General features: G+C 57.9%; 17 protein-coding genes. 9 read left to right on the top strand and 8 right to left on the bottom strand.

Annotated features, from left to right (window positions below; translation table 11 throughout):
- From ACUNV4_RS14275 to ACUNV4_RS14290, 4 genes are all read right to left on the bottom strand, one after another.
- Positions 1-1,296 carry a TRAP transporter large permease gene (locus tag ACUNV4_RS14275; RefSeq protein WP_430879247.1) on the bottom strand — a complete coding sequence of 432 codons (1,296 nt, stop codon included), beginning with the start codon at positions 1,294-1,296 and terminating at the stop codon, positions 1-3.
- Positions 1,289-1,783, bottom strand: a complete 495-nt coding sequence (locus ACUNV4_RS14280; protein ID WP_430879248.1) for a TRAP transporter small permease — start codon at positions 1,781-1,783, stop codon at positions 1,289-1,291. Before ACUNV4_RS14280 ends, ACUNV4_RS14275 begins: the two co-directional genes overlap by 8 nt.
- A gap of 71 nt (positions 1,784-1,854) precedes the next feature.
- Positions 1,855-2,913, bottom strand: a complete 1,059-nt coding sequence (locus tag ACUNV4_RS14285) for a TRAP transporter substrate-binding protein (RefSeq protein WP_430879249.1) — start codon at positions 2,911-2,913, stop codon at positions 1,855-1,857.
- Positions 2,900-4,540 (bottom strand): GMC family oxidoreductase, encoded by a 1,641-nt coding sequence (locus ACUNV4_RS14290; protein WP_430879250.1) that lies wholly within the window; start codon positions 4,538-4,540, stop codon positions 2,900-2,902. Before ACUNV4_RS14290 ends, ACUNV4_RS14285 begins: the two co-directional genes overlap by 14 nt.
- A gap of 155 nt (positions 4,541-4,695) precedes the next feature.
- Here ACUNV4_RS14290 and ACUNV4_RS14295 point away from each other — a divergent pair, with 155 nt between their 5' ends.
- From ACUNV4_RS14295 to ACUNV4_RS14325, 7 genes are all read left to right on the top strand, one after another.
- Complete coding sequence (locus ACUNV4_RS14295) at positions 4,696-5,424, top strand: GntR family transcriptional regulator (protein ID WP_430879251.1); 729 nt, start codon at positions 4,696-4,698, stop codon at positions 5,422-5,424.
- The gene (locus ACUNV4_RS14300) at positions 5,421-6,569 is read left to right on the top strand and encodes a mandelate racemase/muconate lactonizing enzyme family protein (protein ID WP_430879252.1); all 1,149 of its coding nucleotides are present in this window, start codon (positions 5,421-5,423) and stop codon (positions 6,567-6,569) included. The genes ACUNV4_RS14295 and ACUNV4_RS14300 overlap by 4 nt, the downstream gene beginning before the upstream one ends.
- Positions 6,570-6,874: 305 nt before the next feature.
- On the top strand, positions 6,875-12,397 hold the full coding sequence (uvrA, locus tag ACUNV4_RS14305) for an excinuclease ABC subunit UvrA (protein ID WP_430879253.1): 5,523 nt from the start codon (positions 6,875-6,877) through the stop codon (positions 12,395-12,397).
- Between the two features lie 57 nt (positions 12,398-12,454).
- A complete protein-coding gene (locus ACUNV4_RS14310) occupies positions 12,455-13,243 on the top strand; it encodes a thioesterase family protein (protein WP_430879254.1) in 789 nt (262 codons plus the stop codon).
- Between the two features lie 325 nt (positions 13,244-13,568).
- Complete coding sequence (locus ACUNV4_RS14315; protein WP_430879255.1) at positions 13,569-13,820, top strand: hypothetical protein; 252 nt, start codon at positions 13,569-13,571, stop codon at positions 13,818-13,820.
- Positions 13,821-13,907: 87 nt separating this feature from the next.
- Positions 13,908-14,804 carry a transporter substrate-binding domain-containing protein gene (locus ACUNV4_RS14320; protein WP_430879256.1) on the top strand — a complete coding sequence of 299 codons (897 nt, stop codon included), beginning with the start codon at positions 13,908-13,910 and terminating at the stop codon, positions 14,802-14,804.
- A 59-nt stretch (positions 14,805-14,863) separates the two neighbouring features.
- Positions 14,864-15,700, top strand: a complete 837-nt coding sequence (locus tag ACUNV4_RS14325; RefSeq protein WP_430879257.1) for an amino acid ABC transporter permease — start codon at positions 14,864-14,866, stop codon at positions 15,698-15,700.
- Here the strand turns inward: ACUNV4_RS14325 and ACUNV4_RS14330 are convergent.
- On the bottom strand, positions 15,689-16,162 hold the full coding sequence (locus ACUNV4_RS14330; RefSeq protein ID WP_430879258.1) for a hypothetical protein: 474 nt from the start codon (positions 16,160-16,162) through the stop codon (positions 15,689-15,691). The genes ACUNV4_RS14325 and ACUNV4_RS14330 overlap by 12 nt on opposite strands.
- A 167-nt stretch (positions 16,163-16,329) precedes the next feature.
- Positions 16,330-16,905 (bottom strand): phosphoribosyltransferase, encoded by a 576-nt coding sequence (locus ACUNV4_RS14335; RefSeq protein WP_430879259.1) that lies wholly within the window; start codon positions 16,903-16,905, stop codon positions 16,330-16,332.
- Positions 16,906-17,075: 170 nt separating this feature from the next.
- On the opposite strand from ACUNV4_RS14335, the gene ACUNV4_RS14340 reads away from it, so the two are divergent.
- Positions 17,076-17,669, top strand: a complete 594-nt coding sequence (locus tag ACUNV4_RS14340) for a phosphoribosyltransferase (RefSeq protein ID WP_430879260.1) — start codon at positions 17,076-17,078, stop codon at positions 17,667-17,669.
- Complete coding sequence (locus ACUNV4_RS14345; RefSeq protein WP_430879261.1) at positions 17,666-18,586, top strand: DUF368 domain-containing protein; 921 nt, start codon at positions 17,666-17,668, stop codon at positions 18,584-18,586. Before ACUNV4_RS14340 ends, ACUNV4_RS14345 begins: the two co-directional genes overlap by 4 nt.
- Before the next feature lie 241 nt (positions 18,587-18,827).
- On the opposite strand, the gene ACUNV4_RS14350 is transcribed toward ACUNV4_RS14345, so the two are convergent.
- Both ACUNV4_RS14350 and ACUNV4_RS14355 read right to left on the bottom strand, forming a co-directional pair.
- Positions 18,828-20,078, bottom strand: coding sequence for a multidrug effflux MFS transporter (locus tag ACUNV4_RS14350; protein WP_430879262.1), 1,251 nt, complete (start codon positions 20,076-20,078; stop codon positions 18,828-18,830).
- Between the two features lie 50 nt (positions 20,079-20,128).
- Positions 20,129-21,133, bottom strand: a complete 1,005-nt coding sequence (locus ACUNV4_RS14355; RefSeq protein WP_430879263.1) for an ABC transporter substrate-binding protein — start codon at positions 21,131-21,133, stop codon at positions 20,129-20,131.
- Positions 21,134-21,198 lie beyond the last annotated feature (65 nt).

Raw genomic sequence — 21,198 nt, forward strand, 5'->3', positions numbered from 1 at the left:
CTACCTCAGACTTCGCAGTGTTTCGGGCAACCACAGACTCAACTGCGGAAAGAAGATCACGATCAGCATCGCGACCATCAGTGTGATGACGAATGGCACGATGGCAACCGCCACGCGTTCGAACCGTATATTGGCAATCTGGCTGGCAACAAACAAATTGACTCCCAACGGCGGTGTCAGGAATGCAATCTCGATGGTGACGATCAGTATGATGCCGAAATGAACCGGATCGACTCCATAGCTGGTCACCAGAGGCACCAGGATGGGAGCCAATATGATGATGGCACTGATGGTTTCCATGAAGGTACCGACGATGATCAGCATTGCGCAGATGGCCAGCAAGATGACTGTCGCGCTGTCGGTGATACCGGCAAAAGAGGCAACTACGTCCTGCGGTATGCGCTCCAGCGTGATAACCGTGGCAAACAGGGTGGAACAGGCCACGATGATCATCAAGGCACCACCGAGGCGCACTGCATTCTCGAAGGCCGCTTTCAACTTCTGCAGTGTCAGTTGCCTGTAGACGAGCACGCTGACAAGCAACGCATACACCACGGCACAGACCGACGCTTCCACCGGTGTAAACACACCTGAATAGATTCCTCCAAGAATGAACACAGGCAGAAACAACGCGAACTTTGCCTTCCACACCAATCTCCAGATGTTTTCACGCTCGACATTCTCGTCAACCAGCGTAACGGCACCGGAGCGTCTGGCCAACACATAAGCGACACCCGCAAGGAGAAAGGCCGTGAACAGTCCAGGCAACATGCCGGCAGCGAACAGATCAGCAATGGAGACGTTGGCAATGATGCCGTAGATGATCAGTGGATTACTCGGCGGAATCATGACCCCCAGCGTGCCCCCGGTCGCAGAGACACTGGCAGCATACTCTGGCGGATAGCCGTACCTGATCATGGAAGGGATCATGATGGCTCCGATGGCAGCTACCGTACCGGGACCAGAGCCTGAAATCGCGGCGAAAAACATACAGGAGAATATCGTGACGAGCCCCAGGCTTCCGGGTATATGGCCGAATGCATGCCTGAATATGCTGATGATGTCTTCGGTGATACCGCCTTTTTCCATGATATTGCCGGCGAGAATGAACGCCGGTATGGCCAGGAGCGCAAATTTGTCGAGACCGTTCAGAACATTCTGCGTGGCAAATACAAGAGGAGCGTCGGTAAGATAACTGACAGCCAATCCAGTAATACCCAATGCGGCATAGATCGGAATTCCCAGAAAAAGCAACAGTGGGAATACAAGCAGCAGGACAAGATGAACCTCATTCATCCCCTGCCTCCTGCTGTGGATCATCCAGGAAACCGCCACGTGACAGAATCCAGAAATCACGCACATGCAGGATGAAGATCATGAGAAACCCGACACTCATCGCCAGAAACAGATGGTTCTGATTGAAGCCCATGGCCGGCGACGTGTTGGGGTAGCGCAGTCCGTCGATGAAATTCAACCAGGAGAATACTGTCATGACGGCAGCAAAGCCGAGCAATATCACGGTATGCATGAAATCGACAGTTCGAACACCCACAACCTTCGCCAGCAAATCGGAGAATACCGAAACACGCAAATGGGTTCGCGTCAGAGTGCCATAGGCAGCGGCAATGAAAACCATGACGATGAAGCTGAACCTGCCCAGTTCTTCGGTCCAGTCGACAGCCCAGCGAAATTCGCGGGACAGCACTTGCAGGAACAGTGCTGCCACCATCAGTCCGAGGCCTCCTGCTGCCAGCGCAAACAGGGCATGTCTCAAGAATTGCATTGCCTACTCCTTACAGCACCATTGTCGTGTTGCCCGGCGAATGACATCGCCGGGCACTGAGGAACCAGCAATTACGGCTTGCCAGAAAAGCTGTCCAGGATTTCCAGTGCCTTGTTGGCCACTTCTTCCCCATCATCACCAATGACTTCATAATAGTCGGGCCAGATTGCACGCGCCTTCTCCAACCACTCGTCTTCATTCTCGATGGCAGTGATCTCGACACCGGCTTCTCGAGCCTTGTCCCACCAGTTGGCCTCATCCAGCGGCTGCCACCATCGGATGTAATCCGTGGCTTCCTTCCCGGCCCGAAGAATCGCATTCTGGTGTTCTTCCGAGAGCCTCTGGAACCAACGCTCGGAAACCACGATAGGGTGTGTCAGTATGGTGTAGTGGAAAGTGGTCATGCGATTGATCACTTCATTGAATTTCATGCCGATGACGTCCGTCACCGGATTGTCCCCGCCTTCGACAACACCCTGCTGCAACGCATTGTAGAGTTCCGCCCAGGCGATAGGCGTCGGATTCCCACCCCAGGCCTCGTAGGTGGCAATCATGATCGGATTGGGGGGAACTCGCATTTTCAGGGCTTCGAGATCAGCCGGCTTCTCGATCGGTTTGTCCGACTTGTAGAAAAACGCCCGCCAGCCGGAGTTTTCCCACCCCACGATGCGAACACCGGCCTCTTCGATGACACGAGGCACCAGAAAGGGTGTGATTTCATCCTGCAGATAGTTGACCTGCTCGGTGGATGTTGCCAGGTAAGGCAATATGAACACATTGAGCGAAGGTGCCAGGGCTGCGATATTATTGGTGGCAGGCAGAGTTACATGCAATGCACCCTGCCTCGCCTGTTGAACCATTTCGCGCTCCCCTCCCAGCTGTGCGCCCGGAAAGATCTCAGGTTTGATTTCGTTGTGGGTATAGATTGCCACCAATTCCGCGAATCGCTTCAGGGTCGCCGTATGAGATGACCATTCCATATTGACCGAATGACCGATCTTCATGGTGATCTGGTCATCCAGTTCCGGCACGGATTCCCAGTTGAGTGGATTGGTATCCTGAGCCGTTGCCAGAGCCGGTCCGAACGCAAGAATACTGGCCAGGCAGAGTGCCTGTTTATGTAGTCGCATGACTGAATTCTCCTTGGTGGTTGGTGGTATCAGTGGCAGCTCGAATCATGGAGGCTGCCTTTTCTGCAATCATGTAGGTTGCAGCATTGGTATTGGCTGAAGTGATGCGCGGCATGACCGATGCGTCCACCACGCGAAGCCCTTCAACGCCGAGAACTCTCAGCTTCGGGTCCACGACTGCGTTGCTATCGCGACCCATCCGGCAGGTGCCAACCAGGTGATAAACCGTAGTTGCATTCTCTCGAATGGCTTGCAGCATTTCCTCGTCACTGTTGCAGCCGTCCCCGGGGATTATCTCGCGAGTCCATTCGGACCGGAAAGCCGGCTGACGATAGATGTCTCTGACCATCTTGAGACCCTCTACTGTCACTTCGCGATCCCGTTGCGCACTCAGGTAATTCATCTGAATCGATGGATCCTGCAGCGGGTTCGTCGAGTTTATGTGAATGCTGCCACGACTTTCAGGGTGACACTGCCAGAAGGAGGTGGTGAACCCGGGGAACTTGTGCAAAGGCTTGCCCGGTTTGTCTACTGACAATGGCATGACAAACAGTTGCAAATCCGGTCGGTCTCCATCGGCATGTCGCGTACACAAGGCACCACCAACCTGACCGGCACCGACTGTCAATGGTCCGGAAGCATCGAGCAACCATTCCAGACCCATCTTCGCCAGACGCAGGGGGTTGCGCACGTGGTCATTCAGAGAAACACCTCTCCTGGAGAGTTCGACAATGGTGCGCATCTGAATATGGTCTTGCAGATTCTCCCCCACTTCGGGAGAAGCGTACCGCACGGTGATACCGTGTCGTTGCAACAGCTTCTCTGGGCCGATACCGGAAAGTTGCAGCAGCTGCGGGGTCTGTACAGCTCCACCGCAAAGAATGACTTCACAATCGGCCATCGCCTGTCTTTCCTCCCCTCGGTGGAGGTACTTCACACCGCGAACCCGGTTCCCCTCGAAATGCAAAGCCGTAACGTTGGCATGCAAGTTTACCGTCAGATTGGGACGGCTTATCGCAGGCTTGAGAAAGGCGGTGGCAGCACTGTCCCGGAAACGTCCGTTGAGCGTCAATTGATAGGATCCGATGCCGAAAGTCGTTTCCGCATTGAAATCCTGATTCAACGGCAAACCACTTGCCCGCGCCGCGGCCATCCATGCATCACACGCCGAGTTGCGGTTGCGCAAGTCACTGACATGCAACGGACCCAGGTTGCCTCGATACTGTGAGGGTTCACCGGCGTAGTTCTCGAGCGTGCGAAAGTGTGGCAGAACGCTGTTGTAGTCCCAGCCATCCGCGCCCTGCAGCGCCCAGTCATCGAAATCCTGATGCTGACCACGTATGTAGATCAGGCCATTTATCGAACTGGATCCACCAATTACACGGCCTCTCGGGCAATCCATACGACGACCATTGATGCCCACATCAGTCTCGGTGCGGTACAAACGTGAATATCGGTCGTTGTATATCGACTTGTAGTATCCGACTGGCAGCTTCAACCACAGGTTTCGATCGGATCCACCAGCCTCCAGGACCAGAACCCGACAGGATGAATCCTCCGTCAAGCGGGCAGCGAGTGTGCTGCCTGCGGTCCCCGCTCCCACGATGATGTAGTCAAAATCTGCCATCTTCTTCCGCAAGCCAACACCTAAAGTCCTATATATAGGACCAATGTGCAAAGTATAATCAGTGATTCCATTCCGATGCAAGACAAAAATACCAAACATGGGACTTTAGGTTCTTTTGATGGTCAACCGTGTGAAAGTCAGGTATGAATGAACCTATGTCAAACTCGAAATTCCGAAAGGATCGGACCCCGCTCTACCTGAAGGTGGCAGAAGTATTGCGCCAGAGAATCCTGCGCAAGGTCTGGCAAGCCGGCGAATTCCTGCCCACAGTGAACGAACTGGTGGAAGAGTTCCAGGTAGCCCGGGTGACGGTTCGTGAAGCCATCAAGATTCTTGAATCCGAAGGACTTGTCGACCCTCGGCGTGGACGAGGCACAGTCGTTCTGGCTCATAAATCCCCGACCCGCCCATTGCATGTTGTCACCAGTCTGTCCGAACTGGTTGATGTCTACCGGGGTGATGTACCGGATCTGGTCAGCCTCGAAGACCGGGTTACAGAGCTGCCCGAGGGTGTTTCGACAGGCACCTCCGCCGGGGAATATCACATGCTCAAACGCATGCATTCCAGGGACGGGCAGCGGTATTGCGTGATCACCCTGTATCTGGCAAAGGCCATTTTCGACAAGCACGAAACGGAATTTCGAACCTGTCTGGCACTGCCCGTTCTGTTTGATGATCCGGATATCGACATCTCAATCGCAAGACAACGATTGCTTGTCAGCAAATGCGACATGGAAACCGCCATGCACCTGGACATCCCCCTCGGTGAGCCGGTAGCGGAAGTGCGACGGATTCTGTGTGACGCCAATGAGACCATCCTGTACGTTGCCGACGTGATCTACCGCGGTGACTACATCCAGCTGGACATGAACCTGCTCGCATGACTCAAACACTTCGAATAAAGCGCATAGACGCCTTTTCACTACGAAGCCCGATCGATCGGCCAGTCGCCACCTCCTTCGGAACTCTGCGCGATCGGCCGGCCGTCTTTCTGCGTATCGAAGACGCCGATGGCGCTTTCGGTTGGGGGGAGGTGTTTGCCAACTGGCCAAGCGCTGCAGCTGAACACCGGGTCAATCTGCTGGCACGAGACATCGGTCCACTGGCATTCGAACTGGCACTGAATCATCCGAGTGAACTGTATCCCGCGCTGGAGCAGCAAACACGGATCGTGGCCTTGCAAAGCGGTGAATGGGGCCCGTTTCGCCAGGTCATTGCCGGTCTCGATATCGCGCTGTGGGACTTGTTTGCACGCAAATCCGACCTGACATTGAGACACTACATCAACCACAGTGCGGTGGACAGTGTTCCGGCCTACGCCAGCGGAATTCACATTGACCAGGCACAATCCCTTGTTGACGAGGCTCGGAAGATCGGATTCAGAGACTTCAAACTGAAGGTCGGGTTTTCAATGCAACGGGATCTCGCGCAACTGCGGCAGGTCTTGGACGATTGCGTCAGTGGCGAATCTTTTGCGGTGGATGCGAATCAGGCCTGGAACACCGAATCAGCCACGATATTCATGAGCGGTTCCTCCTCCATGCCATTGTCCTGGCTGGAAGAGCCCATTCCCGCCAATGCCCCTCAGTCTGACTGGCAACTGCTGTCTCAGACCTGCAGCTACCCGCTGGCAGGAGGGGAAAACCTGGTCGGGCATGAAGAATATGATCAGGCGATAGCGGCCAGATACCTGAGTGTGGTGCAACCTGACATCATCAAATGGGGCGGCATTACAGGCTGTCTGGAGGTCGGCATGAAGCTGCGCAACGCCGGCCTGCGCTATTGCCCGCATTTCCTGGGTGGAGGTATCGGACTGCAGGCATCGGCCAACCTGCTGGCGGCAGTGGGAGGCGACGGTTTGCTCGAAGTGGATGTCAACCCCAATCCGCTCAGAGATAGCTTTGGCACGGTGTCATCAAGGCTGGCTGCGAGCTGCTGGCAGTGCAATACCGAATCCGGACTGGGCATCACTGGTTTGCCAGAAGAAATAGCATCATTAGAAACGCACGCCATCGTCCTGACACCCTGATCAGCGTCAGGTGTGATAATTCAGCAGAGCCGCCATTCGGCCTGCCTGCTGAAGAGTCGGGCGTCCTGCAGATGGAGAGGCGGCAATGCTGGCGTTTGCCAACCGGCGGCTCTTGCCTGAACTTGCCGGATCGTGTCAACTCTACAGCAGCGGTCAGGTGTGATCCTGCGTGGCCCAAACTACCGTATATCCGTACACTATACGATCAGCGTCAATCGGTATCAGACCGACAGTGCCTGTGAGGGCCTGGCAACGGTTTTCAGAGTGCGGCGCCCCACTTCCCTTCAGACAACGCCCCTGAGTTCATGAGCAAACACATACTGATCGAGAATGCCTATCAGAACAATCTGAAGAATCTCGATCTGAAACTGCCCCATGGCGAGCTGATCGTCATCACGGGCGTCAGCGGCAGCGGCAAGTCGACACTGGCCTTCGACACCATCTATGCGGAAGGACAGCGCCGCTATGTAGAGACCTTCTCGCCCTATGCGCGTCAGTTTCTGGATCGCATGGACAAACCTCAGGTGGATCGCATCGAGGGCATTCCACCGGCGATTGCCATCGATCAGACCAATCCGGTGCGGACCTCCCGCTCGACCGTCGGCACCATGACCGAGCTGAACGATCACATCAAGCTGCTGTTTGCGCGAACCGCCGAACTGTATTGCGGCTGCTGCGGCAAGCCGGTCAAACGTGACACCCCCGAGAACATCAGCAGCGACTGGTTCGACAGCGACGAGTCTGTCCGTATCATGGTGACCTTCAGGATCCCCATCCCCGAGAACTTCGAAGCTGCCGAGATCCAGGACTGGCTGGCGCGCCAGGGCTACACGCGGGTGTACCAGCAGAACGACGACAGCATCGACGTCATTCAGGATCGGCTGAGTACCCGCGAAGACAATCGCGGGCGCTTCATCGAAGCCATCGAGGCCGGACTGCGTTATGGTCAGGGCAAGGTCACCGTGCATACGCTCGACGACGATCGGCAATCAGCCTCCCGGACCACCTACTCTGTTGCCCTGCAGTGCGAGGACTGCGGAATCCGATACCGCGAGCCGACGCCGTCGAGCTTCTCCTTCAATTCCCCCATCGGTGCCTGTGAGACCTGCAAGGGCTTTGGTCGTGTCATCGGCATCGATTACCGACTTGCCCTGCCCGATGTCGGCAAGACGCTCAAGGGAGGAGCCGTCAAGGTTTTTCAGACGGAAAAGAGCTCGGTCTGCCAGCGTGACATGGAAAAGGCAGCCCGCAAGCAGGGTATTCCGCTGGATGTCCCCTTCGAGTCCCTGAGTCAGGAACAACAGGACTGGGTCATCCACGGCGATGGCCAGAATGGCGATGATCACTGGTATGGCGTTGTGGGATTCTTCGACTGGCTGGAACGCAAGTCCTACCGCATGCATGTGCGAGTCATGCTGGCCAAGTATCGCAGCTACGACGAATGTCCGGCCTGTCATGGTGCTCGGCTCAAACCCGAATCGCTGAACTGGCGAGTCGGCTCACTGGCGGACGCGCAGCTGGTCATCGACCCGCTGGCACGCCACAGATCGGTGGAATCGCCACTGTCCGATCAAGCCATGAAGACCCTGCCCGGCCTGAATATCGTCGATCTGATGCAACTGCCCCTATCAGCCTCGCTGCAGTTCGTCGAGGCCATCGCCGCAGGTCATGTCGACGATCCCACTGACATGGTTGTGCGCGAAATGCGGGCTCGCCTGAGCTATCTGAACGACGTCGGTCTGAGCTATCTGACACTGGATCGTCAATCGCGCACGCTCTCCGGCGGCGAGGTGCAGCGTATCAATCTGACCACCGCGCTCGGCACCTCTCTGGTCAATACCCTGTTCGTCCTGGACGAACCCAGCATCGGACTGCACGCTCAGGACATGGATCGCGTCATTCGTGTGCTGCAGCGTTTGCGCGATGCCGGTAACACGCTGATCGTGGTCGAGCATGATCCGCAACTGATGATGGCGGCCGATCGCATTATCGATATCGGTCCCGGCCCGGGCCGCAACGGCGGCAATATCGTGTTCAACGGAAAACCGGCAGCCTTGCTGAAAAGCCGCAAGTCGCTGACGGCAAGCTATCTCAAGGGCGACAAGACCCTGCATTTCCAGTCGCCACAGCGAGATCACGAGTCGGTGGAACATCTGGTCCTGACCGGCGCCAACGGTCACAATCTGAAGAACGTGACACTCGACATTCCGCTGAACCGTCTGGTATGTCTGACCGGACCCAGTGGCTCGGGCAAGTCCACCCTGATTCAGGACACCTTGTTCAGTGCCCTGTCGGCCCTCAAGGGCAAACCCGGAGAGCTGCCGCTGTCGCACGCCGGAATTAGCGGCGCCGACGAGATCAGCGATGTGATTCTGGTAGACCAGTCACCCATCGGCAAATCGGCTCGCTCCAATCCGGTCAGCTACACCGGTGCCTTTGAAGCAATTCGCAAGCTGTTCGAAAAGGTGCCCGAAGCACAGGAACGCGGCTACAAGGCCAGTGCCTTCAGCTTCAACTCCGGCATGCGCTGCCCGGCCTGTTCGGGCAATGGTTTCGAGCATGTGGAAATGCAGTTCCTGTCGGACGTCTATCTGCGCTGTGCCGAGTGTCAGGGGCGTCGCTACCGACCGGAACTGCTGGAAATCAAGTTGTTCAATGCCCATGAGGAAGAAGGACAATCGATTGCCGATGTGCTGGACATGACGGTGGATCGCGCCCTGGAGTTCTTCATCGACGACAAGGCTGTGCGCACGGCCCTGCAATCCCTGTGCGATGTCGGCCTGGGGTATCTGCAACTCGGCCAGCCGGTACCGACGCTCAGTGGTGGCGAGGCGCAACGCCTGAAACTGGCCGCCTATCTGGGCCAGGCTGCCATGACACGTTCCAAGCGCACCATTGATGGCAAGACGCTGTTCCTGTTCGATGAACCGACTACCGGCTTGCATTTCGAGGATATCGACAAGTTGCTGGGGGCTTTCGAACAACTGGTGGAACAGGGTCATTCCCTGGTGGTCATCGAGCACAATCTGGACGTCATTGCCAATGCAGACTGGATCATCGACCTGGGCCCGGCCGGTGGCGAAGCGGGTGGGGAAATCGTGTGTACAGGCACCCCGCAACAGATAATGAGCCACGCAAGCAGCGTCACCGCAGCCTCGTTGCGTGATTATCAGGAAGCCAGTGACCGACTGCGCATCTCGGCCGTTGCCGAACCCATTGCACCCACCCAGGCACTGGTACCCCTGCCTGAACCCGGTGACGCCATCGAGGTACACAAGGCCCGTGAACACAATCTGAAGAATATCGACGTCCACATTCCGCGTGACCGGTTGACTGTCATCACCGGCATGAGCGGCAGTGGCAAGAGCACCCTGGCATTCGACATACTCTTCAACGAGGGCCAGCGTCGTTACCTGGAATCACTGAACGCCTACGCTCGCCAGTTTGTCCAACCCGCCTCCCGACCCGATGTCGATGCCATTACCGGCATCCCGCCTACGGTCGCCATCGAACAGCGCACCAGTCGCGGTGGCCGCAAGAGCACGGTTGCCACAATGACCGAGATCTATCATTTTCTGCGGCTGCTGTTCGTCAAACTGGGCGTGCAGTACTGTCCCGATTGCGAAGTAGCGATATCCGCACAATCGGTCGATGCCATTACCGCCCAGGTTCTCAAGCGCCATCGCGGCAAGACGATCCACCTGCATGCGCCCCTGATTGTCGATCGCAAGGGCTACTACACCGACCTGGCAAAGTGGGCGCTGAACAAGGGCTTCGAGACTCTGCGCGTGGATGGCAAGGCATTACCGACAGCCAACTGGCCACGGCTCGATCGCTTCAAGGAGCACACCATCGACCTGCCGGTGGCAAGTGTCACGGTGGATGTGCGCAACGAAGCCGAACTGCAGGCGCTGATCCAGCGCGCCATCGATTTCGGCAGCGGGGTCGTGAAGATCGGCACCAGTCGCAGCAACGAGAAGCTGTTTTCCACCCAGCGTGCCTGCCCCTCCTGCCAGCGCAGTTTCGCCGAACTGGATCCACGCATGTTCTCCTACAATTCACGCCACGGCTGGTGTCAGGAATGTTTCGGAACCGGTGAGATCATTCCGGGCTTCGATGAGGAACAGACCGGTGAAGAGCGCAGCTGGTCAGGCGCCGACCAGGAGTCGGTCATCTGCACGGCTTGTCACGGGCAGCGGCTCAAGCCCGAATCGCTTTCGGTGTACTTTCAGGACTGGAACATCGCTGATTACACCACCTTGTCCATTGTCGAGGCGGGCAAGGTCTTCGCCTCGATCAGACTTGACGAGCGGCAGGCCGCCATTGCCCGAGACAGTCTCAAGGAACTGAACTCGCGCCTGTCCTTTCTGGACGAAGTGGGGCTGTCCTATCTGTCTCTGGATCGCTCTGCTCCCACACTCAGCGGGGGTGAAGCGCAGCGCATCCGGCTGGCCGCACAGCTGGGCTCCAATCTGCAGGGTGTATGCTACATCCTCGATGAGCCTACCATCGGCCTGCATCCTCGAGACAATCGCATGTTGCTCGATACCCTCGCCAGACTGCAGAAAAAGGGCAATACGATCGTGGTGGTCGAACACGATGAGGAGACCATCCTCAGTGCCGACCATATCATCGACATCGGGCCCGGTGCCGGTATTCGCGGCGGGGAGATCGTTGCGGCAGGCACGGTTGCCCAGGTGCGCAGGAACCCGCAATCGGTTACCGGACGGTTGCTGGACAAGCCCCTGCAACATCCACTCTACCCTCCTCGCGGCAAACCCGAGTTGCAGTTGCAGGTGAAGAACGCCACCCTGCACAATCTGAAGAACGTTTCGGTGGACATTCCGCTGGGCCAGCTGGTCTGTGTCAGCGGCGTTTCCGGCTCGGGCAAGAGCACCCTGATACGGGATGTCGTGCACGACAATCTGCGCGTGCTGAATGCCCAGAAACGAAAACGCAAGCTGGGCCCCTTGACAGGCTGCGAGGCGATTACCGGCTGGGAAAGCATTTCCCGCCTGCTGGAAGTCGACCAGACCCCCATTGGCAAGACTTCCCGCTCCTGTCCGGCCACCTACATCGGCTTCTGGGACAATATTCGCCGACTGTTTGCCGATACCACCGAAGCACGTATTCGCGGTTACAACGCCAGTCGTTTCTCGTTCAATACCGGCGATGGGCGTTGTGACGAGTGCGGTGGTCAGGGCATGCAACGCATTGAAATGAGCTTTCTGCCCGATGTCCGCGTGCTGTGCGAGGTCTGCAATGGCCAGCGCTTCAACCATGAGACGCTGTCGGTCAGGTACAAGGACAAGTCCATCGGAGAAGTGCTGATGATGAACGTGGACGAGGCGGTCGAATTCTTCGACGCGCATGTCAGCATTCATCATGCACTGAAACTGCTGCAGGACGTCGGCCTCGGTTACCTGACTCTGGGCCAGCAAAGTCGCACCCTGAGCGGTGGCGAGGCGCAGCGCATCAAGCTGGTATCGGAGCTGGCCAAGGCAAAACCGACCGTCAAGGATTCCTCGGGCAAGAACATCGTCAACGTGCACACGCTGTACATCCTCGATGAGCCCACCGTCGGTCTGCACATGGCCGATGTGGAAAACCTGATCCACGTATTGCATCGTCTGGTGGAAGCCGGCAATTCCGTCATCGTGATCGAACACAATCTGGACATCATGGCCGAGGCCGACTGGATCATCGACATGGGACCGGAGGGCGGCACCGGCGGCGGCAAGATCGTGGCTCGAGGTACACCGAAGAAGATCGCGGCATCGAAACGCTCCCGAACGGCACCCTATCTGGCCGAGCTGTTCAAGTCGTGAAGGTGTCGGTATATGGCATGCTGTTGACCCGCAAGGCGTACCAGGAGGTGCCAGGTCATGAGTGACTGCTTCTTCACCACAAACGATGGTCAGTGGTTTCAGCCCACCGAGCACAGCCGAGGGCCCTGGGACGAACACGCCTGTCATGCCGGTCCTCCTACCGGCCTGCTCGCGCGGGCCGTCGAGCAGCTGTTTCCCGAGCACCGACTGAGTCGTCTGACGGTCAATCTGCAACGTCCGGTGCCATTCGCCGGATTCAGCGTGACAGCCAACACCGTACGCCGGGGTCGTACCGTCTGCCTGTCCGAGGCCAGCCTGCTGGACCAGGATGGACGCAGCATCATCACGGCCGCGGGTCTGCACCTGAAACCTGCCGAGCCCTGTGATTTTCCGACGCATCACCGGGACCTGGGCAAGCCGGATGACGCCTTGCCCGGCGACTTTCCGATTCGCCAGACCCTGCATGACAAACCGGCTTTCAACGGCAACGGGGTCAGCGTGCGCTACCCGGCCGGTCAGGACAGCAGCCCCGGCCCCACCCGAGCCTGGATGAAGACCGTACCGCTGTTACGCAATGAGACTGCCAGCCCGTTTCAGCGCATCTGCCCATTGGCCGACTGCGGCAATGCCTTCGGCCGCAACGCGGAACCCGGGGAGGTGACCTTCATGAATGCCGACCTGACGCTGATTCTGCACAGGGATCCGGTTGGCGAGTGGCTGGGCACTGACAGTGTCAACTACTGGGAGCCGGATGGTATCGGCCTGGCCGATGCACTGCTGTTCGATGCGCAAGGTCCGGTGGGTCGCGCCGTGCAGACACTGGTGATACGCCAAATACACGGCTGATCGACAGTTCTCTGTCCTTGACGCAGTCGATTGGCCAAAACAGCGACCTGGGTCCGCGCCGCTCGAGAGCATTACCGTAGAATTCGACTCGTCAAGCCATTGGCCGCATCGCAGATTCGATCCGGCCCCTCCCCGCGAAAGTGATCCTCCAGAGCACTTTCGCGGGATTCCTTCTGCCGAACAGCATTCCTGCGTACCGCCAGGGTATCTGCAGACGAGACTCTCGGACAGACAGCCGCCTGTACAGATCAGGACTGCCGCCCTCACCCGGATTGTCCTGCCGATCGGGCCGTGCTTGCTGGCAAGGCTATACCAACGCGCTATCATGATGGTCATCGCAGCCGCTTGCCACCCGATGAGATATCCCGAGAACGCAGCTCCTGATCCGACGGTGCCCTACGGCGAAACCATGCACGACATGCTGACGCTGTCCATGGTCATGTCCATCGTCATCGGAATCTGCCTGTACATTGCCGGGCGACATGGCCGGATCCTCTGGATGAAGGTCTGGAGCATCGGACTGATTGCCTGCAGCCTGCTGTATCTGCTCAGCCAATGGCTGGGCTGGAATCTGTAGCTCAGCCAGGCTCCGGAGCGGCTTGCACACTCGGCGCTGGCCCATCACAATGCCGCTACGACCTGTCCACGACAAACGCCTGCCATCATGAACAAGACTTCTTCAGACAAGAAACGACCACAAGGCCGCAGAATTCTCAGCACTGCTGCCTGCCCGCTGCGCCGACATCTCATCGCCAGAGCTGCAAGCCGCCCCTTGGCCGCCGCAATCTTTGCGACACTGATCGCTGCACTGCTGCCGGGCCTGGTCAGTGCCGACGAGCTGCCCGACCTGGAAGGCCGTGAAGTCGTGGTTGTCACGGAAAACGCCTACCCTCCCCTGCAGTTTGTCGATCCGAAGACCGGAGAGGCCATCGGCTGGGAATACGACGCCATGCGAGAACTGGCCAGACGACTCGATTTCACCCTGATCATCGAAAACTCCAGCTGGGACGCCATGATCCCGGCCGTCAGCGAGGCTCAATACGATATCGGCATGACCGGCATCACGATTCGGGACGATCGTCGCGAGAAGGTGGATTTTTCCGATCCCTACATGCGCTCCGAAATGTTCATGCTGGTACGGGCCGACGAGGATCGCTTTGCCAATGCCGAGGAGTTCGCGGCGCTGGAAGATGGGCTGATCGGCGCTCAGGCGGGCACCACGCCCTTCTACACCGCCGTCTACGAGGTACTCGATGGCAACGAGCAGAATCCGCGGATCAGGCTTTTCGAGACCTTCGGCGCCTCGATTCAGGCCTTGCGCAGCAACGATGTCGATCTGGTGCTGACAGACGGCACAGCCGGCAACGGTTATGTCACGGCCAACCCCGACACTTTCAAGCTGGTGGGAGAGGCCATGGGCAGCGAAGATTTCGGCTTCATCTTTCCAAAGGGTTCCGACCTGGTGGAACCGATCAACGCCGGCATTGCCAGCATGAAGGCGGACGGCACTCTGGATCAACTGAATGTCACCTGGTTTCTCGACTACAAGCTGGGTGAATGATTCTTCGATGACGGTATCCCCACAGGCCTTGCCGACACCGCTGTCGAGGCACTGAACACGTGCAGCAAGGCAAGGATCAGACAGACCCCTCGGCCGGCGATTTCCCCTGGTGGCTGCTGGCCACACTGGCAATCGGACTGTGGCTCGGCTACCGCATAGTCAACGATGAACTGTATGCAGAAGTCTTCGATGTGCTGGCCAGGGGCATCGGCATCACGGCCTTCGTCACGGTAACGGCCTTTGCCCTGGCCAGCGCTCTGGGACTGCTGCTGGCCGCTGCGGTTCTGTCGCCCTGGCTGATTGTCCGCCAGTGCGCACGATTCTATATCGAGATCATGCGCGGCATACCCATGCTTGTATTGTTGTTCTACATTGCCTTTGTCGCGGCACCGGCAGTCGTGGCTCTGGCCAACACCCTGTTGGAACCCTGGCTGGAACAGCCGATTCGTACCCGCGATTTCTCATTGATGTGGCGGGCCATACTGGCGCTGACTCTGGGCTACTCGGCATTCATTGCAGAGGTGTTTCGCGCCGGCATACTCTCGGTCGGACGTGGCCAGACCGAAGCGGCGCTATCGCTGGGACTGTCGCCTCTGAGCCGGTTTCGCTACGTCATCTTTCCCCAGGCCTTTCGAACCATTCTGCCGCCACTGGGCAATGACTTCATTGCCATGATCAAGGACTCGGCGCTGGTGTCGGTGCTCGGCGTGGCGGACATCACGCAGCTGGGAAAGATCTATGCGGCAGGCTCCTTTCGCTTCATGGAAACCTACAATATCGTCGCCTACATCTACCTGCTGGTCACGATCGTTCTGTCCTTGCTGCTGCGACGCCTGGAATCACGTTTACGCCGCAAAGGCGCAAATGGCGGATCGAGCGGTGAATCAGCGATTTGAACGACGCCGCCTTGCGCGCTCGTTGTCCGCTTCCAGAACCGTCGCACCCACTCCCCAGCCGAGGCTTGGCACAGGACGGGAATCCCGGTCGGTCAGCTGAAGCTGTCTGGCGTAATACTGAACGCGCAACAAACCGGCTATCAGTCCCTCGAGATTGTGATGACCGACGATGAAAGCCTGTCGATAGCGATACACGCGCAGTCGACCGAACTGTGCATCGAGCAATCGACGCACCTGGCCCAGATAGGCATCGAGTTGTGGTTTCGGGTATTCGCTTTGCAGTCCTGGCATGTCATCGAGCCCGACGGATGCCTGGTATCGCAGGCTCTGCCGGATGGACAACAACAACGCCGAACCCCGTTGCTCGACCTGGCAGGACTCTCGCCGGCGACTGGACGAATCCAGCAATCTCACCATGTCCACTATCTGGGCAGTGTGTGATCTGTCGGGCTGTGCACTCATGGGTTACGTTGTGGCAACTTGCGCAATGGCGAAGGTCAGCTTGACCAGCGATATGGCAAGGCGATCATCCCGGAATGGCCTTACCGCGTTGCAGCAGAGTGTACCGCTTTGCCATCATTGCAGGTAAGTGCTCAACACGATTCGTGAAACAGATACAGATCTGTACACTATGGCGCGCTTTGCGTCAGATATTTGTCGAGTATGGCTGCCAGCTCAGGTCGGCTTTTGCGGACTTCGTCATGCGACAGACCTTCCAGTGAATGCGGAAACTTCAGCCACTGGTCGGTTTCGTGCAGATAGTAATCCGGCGCCTTGCCGGTCTGGTTGCGACTCGGCTTGTAGTATGGCACTGCCACTCGAATATCATGAGGCAGGTTACGTCGGGTCCTCTCGCGCAGTGTCTCGATGATCGCCTGCACACTGCGGCCAGTATCGTAGACGTCATCGACGATCAGCAGGCGATCTTCCGCGCTGATCTTGCGTACCAGGTAATTCAGATTGAAGACCTGTACCTGGCTGGCCTTTTGATCGATGGCGTGGTAGGACGAGGTACGCACGGTAATGTGATCTGAGTGCACCCCCCGATAGGCCAGCAGTTCCTGCATCGCTATACCCATGGGGGCGCCTCCCCGCCAGACCGCCACGATGAAGCTGGGACGAAACCCGCTGCGATAGACCTCGGCCGCCAGTGAAAAGGAGTCTTCCAGCAGTTGCTGGGGATTCAGATACAGTTTCTCGCTCATGGGCGGAGTTTACCTGAAGAGCCACGCTTGTCAGGCCTGACTGTGTTGCCGCCACCGTACAGCCAAATTGGTTAAACTGCCCACCCTGATGCCCCGATTCCTGTCTCGCCTTGTGCACAACGCCCGGAACCGGACACCAGCTTCCCTCGAGTCACTGCAGGCACCCCATTGTGCAAGCCAAACACTACGTTACCGAAACCGATCTGCTGCACGACGCCTACCGGCTCGGTGTGCAGATCGCCGAAAGCGGATTTCGTCCCACCTTCATCGTCGGTCTGTGGCGTGGCGGCAGTGTCGTGGGCATTGCCGTGCAGGAGTGTCTGCAGTACATCGGCATTCCTACCGATCACATTGCCATTCGAACTTCCTATCGGGGCCTGGCCAGCTATCAGCAGATGGTCGACAACCCGGAAACCGAGATTCGCATTCACGGCACCCAATACCTGCTGGATACGCTCGACCGGGATGATTCCCTGCTGATCGTCGACGACGTGTTCAGTTCCGGCCTGACCAGCAGCGCCGTGATTCGACGCCTGACAGCTCGACTGAAGAACAACATGCCAGCGGATGTACGCATCGCCGTGCCCTGGTACAAACCCGCTCACAATCGCACGACCCTGAAACCGGACTACTACGTGAACACCTCTGACGACTGGCTGGTCATGCCCTATGAACTCAGCGGGCTGACCCATGACGAGATCAGCCAGAACAAACCCTGGATGCTCCCGATTCTTGCCAGCCTGGACGATGTAGATCCCTCATGAATGCCGCACTCGGTCTGTTTTTCAAGGGGCTCGCCATGGGTGCAGCCAATGTCATACCCGGCGTTTCAGGCGGAACCATTGCCCTCATCACCGGCATCTATGAACGCCTGATCAATGCCATCAAACGCTGCGATCTGACTGCCGCTCGCCTGTTCTTCAGCGGCCAGTGGAAAGCCTGTTGGCAACATGTCGACGGCCAATGGCTGTTCACCCTGCTCGCTGGTGTCGCCGTCAGCATCATCTCCCTGGCCAGACTCTTCGAATACCTGCTGGCATACCATGAACGCTACACGATGGCCTTCTTCTTCGGCCTGATCCTGCTGTCCATCCTGTACGTTGCCCGCGGAGTTCGACAGTGGAATCTGTCAGTGATACTGGCCCTGCTGGTCGGTACAGCTGTTGCCATGGGCATTGCCATGCTGGCCCCGGCTTCACAGAATGACGGCATGGCGTATATGTTCCTGTGCGGAGTGCTGGCCATCAGCAGCATGATCCTGCCGGGGCTGTCCGGTTCCTTCGTGCTCATCCTGCTTGGCAACTATGCGCTGGTTCTGGGTGCCATCAGCGCGTTTTCCCTGAGCATACTGATCCCGCTGGCACTGGGTTGCGCATTTGGCCTGGTGGCGTTCTCGCACATCCTGTCCTGGGTCTTCAAGCGCTTCGCCGACGTCACGCTGGCGGTCATGACGGGATTCGTCATCGGTTCTCTGGTTGTCATCTGGCCCTGGAAGAACGCGATAACCCATACCGTTGAACGGGTGGGCAAACCGCCCCGCGAGGTCGTCACCAGCTACGACTGGTTTCTGCCGGCACTGACGGACGGCAGCACCTGGATTGCCATCCTGCTGATGTTGGCCGGTGCAGCCGGCATCGCCCTGATGGAACGGTATGTCAGTGATGACAGTCAGGCTGACTGAGTAGTTGCCGCCAAGGTCAAGGCGTGGTCGATCCCGCGCCTTGCCCCCGACGCCCGTCCGGCCATCCACGGCAACTCGGACAACTCCGCCGGTTCAAGCAATTCAAGCAATTCAAGCAATTCAAGCAATTCAAGCAATTCAAGCAGTTCGGGCAGTTCGGGCAGTTCGGGCAGTTCGGGCAGCGATCATGCCCCGCCTCTGATTTCCCGTAGCGACACGACCTCTTTCGCAGGGCAGGGTCTCAGAGCCGCATACCCACCAGGGCCTGTTCACGCAGACGATCCTCTGCCCGCGAACGCGTGAACAGCAGAATCAACAACACGGCCAACACCATGCACATGATGGCCATCGGTCTGGCCGTTCCGTCGTTGAGCAGACTGATCATCACAGCGGCCATGCCTGCCATGCACTGCTCGATCCCGCTCAACATGGCCGATGCGGTGCCCGCCTGTCCCTGGATGGAGCGCAGTGCTCGACTCGGCGCTACCGCAAACAACGGCCCCATGCCGAAGGTCATGACCGAATAGGCCGCCGTCAGAGTCACGGGACTTGCCACACCCAGCATGACCACCAGAGTCAGTGTCACCGCCCCACCGCCCACCAGGGTCACCCCCAGTGTCAACAGTGAGCTGGCCTGCCAGTGATCGGCCAATCGCGACGCCAGCACACTACCCAGAAAGAAGGCCACCACGATGCCGGCCTGGTAATAACCGAATTCATCAGCAGGCACCCCCATCAAGTCCATCAGGACGAAAGGAGCGCCCGTGACAAACACGAAAACGAGCCCCAGAGCCACTCCCAGCATGGCGGTATGGGTCAGAAAATCCGAATTGCCCAGCAGGCCCCGGTAGCCATTGAACACGACAGTCGGCTGCAGTGCTTCAGGATCGGCCTGAGTGGACTCCGGCAGCAGCCTGGCCACAAAGGCTACCGCCAGCAGAGACATCAGGGCAATCACGAAGAAATTGGCCTGCCAGCCAAAGGCCACATGAATATAGCCGCCCAGTATGGGGGCAATGGCCGGTGCCACGGCAATCACCATGCCCAGCAGTGCCAGCGCCTTGACCTGCTCCTTTTCGGAATAGAGATCCTTGATGATGGCCAGCCCCACCACGGCTTCGGCGCCCGCAGCAAATCCCAGCAGGACTCTGGCAGCGATCAGCTGATCAATGCTCTGTGCAGCGGCACAGGCCAGACACAGAACGGCGACAGACACGAGAGAACACATCATGACCGGCCGACGCCCGAAACGATCGGACAAGGGGCCATGAATCAGCTGCGCCAGGCCGAAGGCCAGCATGTTCAGGCTGATGGTCAGCTTGACATGAGTGGGTGTGGTATCGAACCAGATGGCCAGATCCGGCAGGCTTGGCGTATACATGTCCGTCGACATGATGCTGACACTGGATGCCAGTACCAGAATCCCCACCACCAGACCGATACTGGGCCTCGGTGCGATTGCACCGGGACCCGACTTACTCTGATCTGACATGCCACGCGATTTTCCGTGAAACAGGGCGCACCAAAGTACGCCCTTCCGGCCTACATGGCCAGCGCTTTATCCGTGACAATGGATGTCCAGGCACCTTCCGGCTCTTTGGTTATGACCGGATCCGAACCGCCGGACAACAATGTCTGCACGGTTCGCTCGTAGTCCGCCGGGTCCAGAGAGCCATCACTGCCTTCTGTCAGTTTGTTGACCTCTCGAACCATGCGTTGCTGATGCTTTTCCGTCTGTGCGCCACTGGCATCATTTTCCAGCACGATGTCTGCCGCCTCATCCGGATTCTCCCGAGCGTACTCCCAACCTTTCATGCTGGCCGCCACGAATCGCGCCATCTTGTCGACGAAGGCCTCATCCTGCAGGTTCTCCTCCAGCACGTAGAGACCATCTTCCATCGTCGATACGCCGGTATCCTCATACTTGAAAACCACCAGTTGTTCTTCGCTGATGCCGGCATCGATGACCTGCCAGTACTCGTTGTAGGTCATGGTCGAGATACAGTCCGCCTGCTTCTGCAGCAGGGGATCCACATTGAAGCCCTGCTTTAGCACGGTGACACCGTTCTCCTCGCCGTCGGTCGGAATTCCCAGTGCCGACATCCAGCTCAGAAAGGGATACTCGTTACCGAAGAACCACACGCCCAGCGTGCGCCCCTTGAAATCGTCCGGAGACGTGATGCCGGTTTCCTTCAGACAGGTCAGCATCATGCCGGAGCGCTTGAAGGGCTGTGCGATGTTGACCAGAGGAACACCCTTTTCCCGACTGGCCAGTGCAGAGGGCATCCAGTCGACGATGACATCGGCGCCGCCTCCCACGATGACCTGTGGAGGTGCGATGTCAGGCCCCCCAGGCTTGATCGTGACATTCAGATCGGCCTCCTCGTAGAAGCCCTTGTCCTGAGCCACATAGTAGCCGGCGAATTGCCCCTGCGTTACCCATTTGAGCTGCAGGGCAACATCATCTGCCGCGCTGACCTGGAAGGATGCACCCAGCATCGTTCCACCCAGAACAGCCATCGTCGTGCCGTATTTCATTCGTTTCATGCTTGCTCCAATTTCCTCTTCAGGTACAGGTTTTACAGCTTGCCCGGGACACTCTTGCCGTTCGC

This window comes from Granulosicoccus sp. 3-233 (assembly GCF_052681095.1).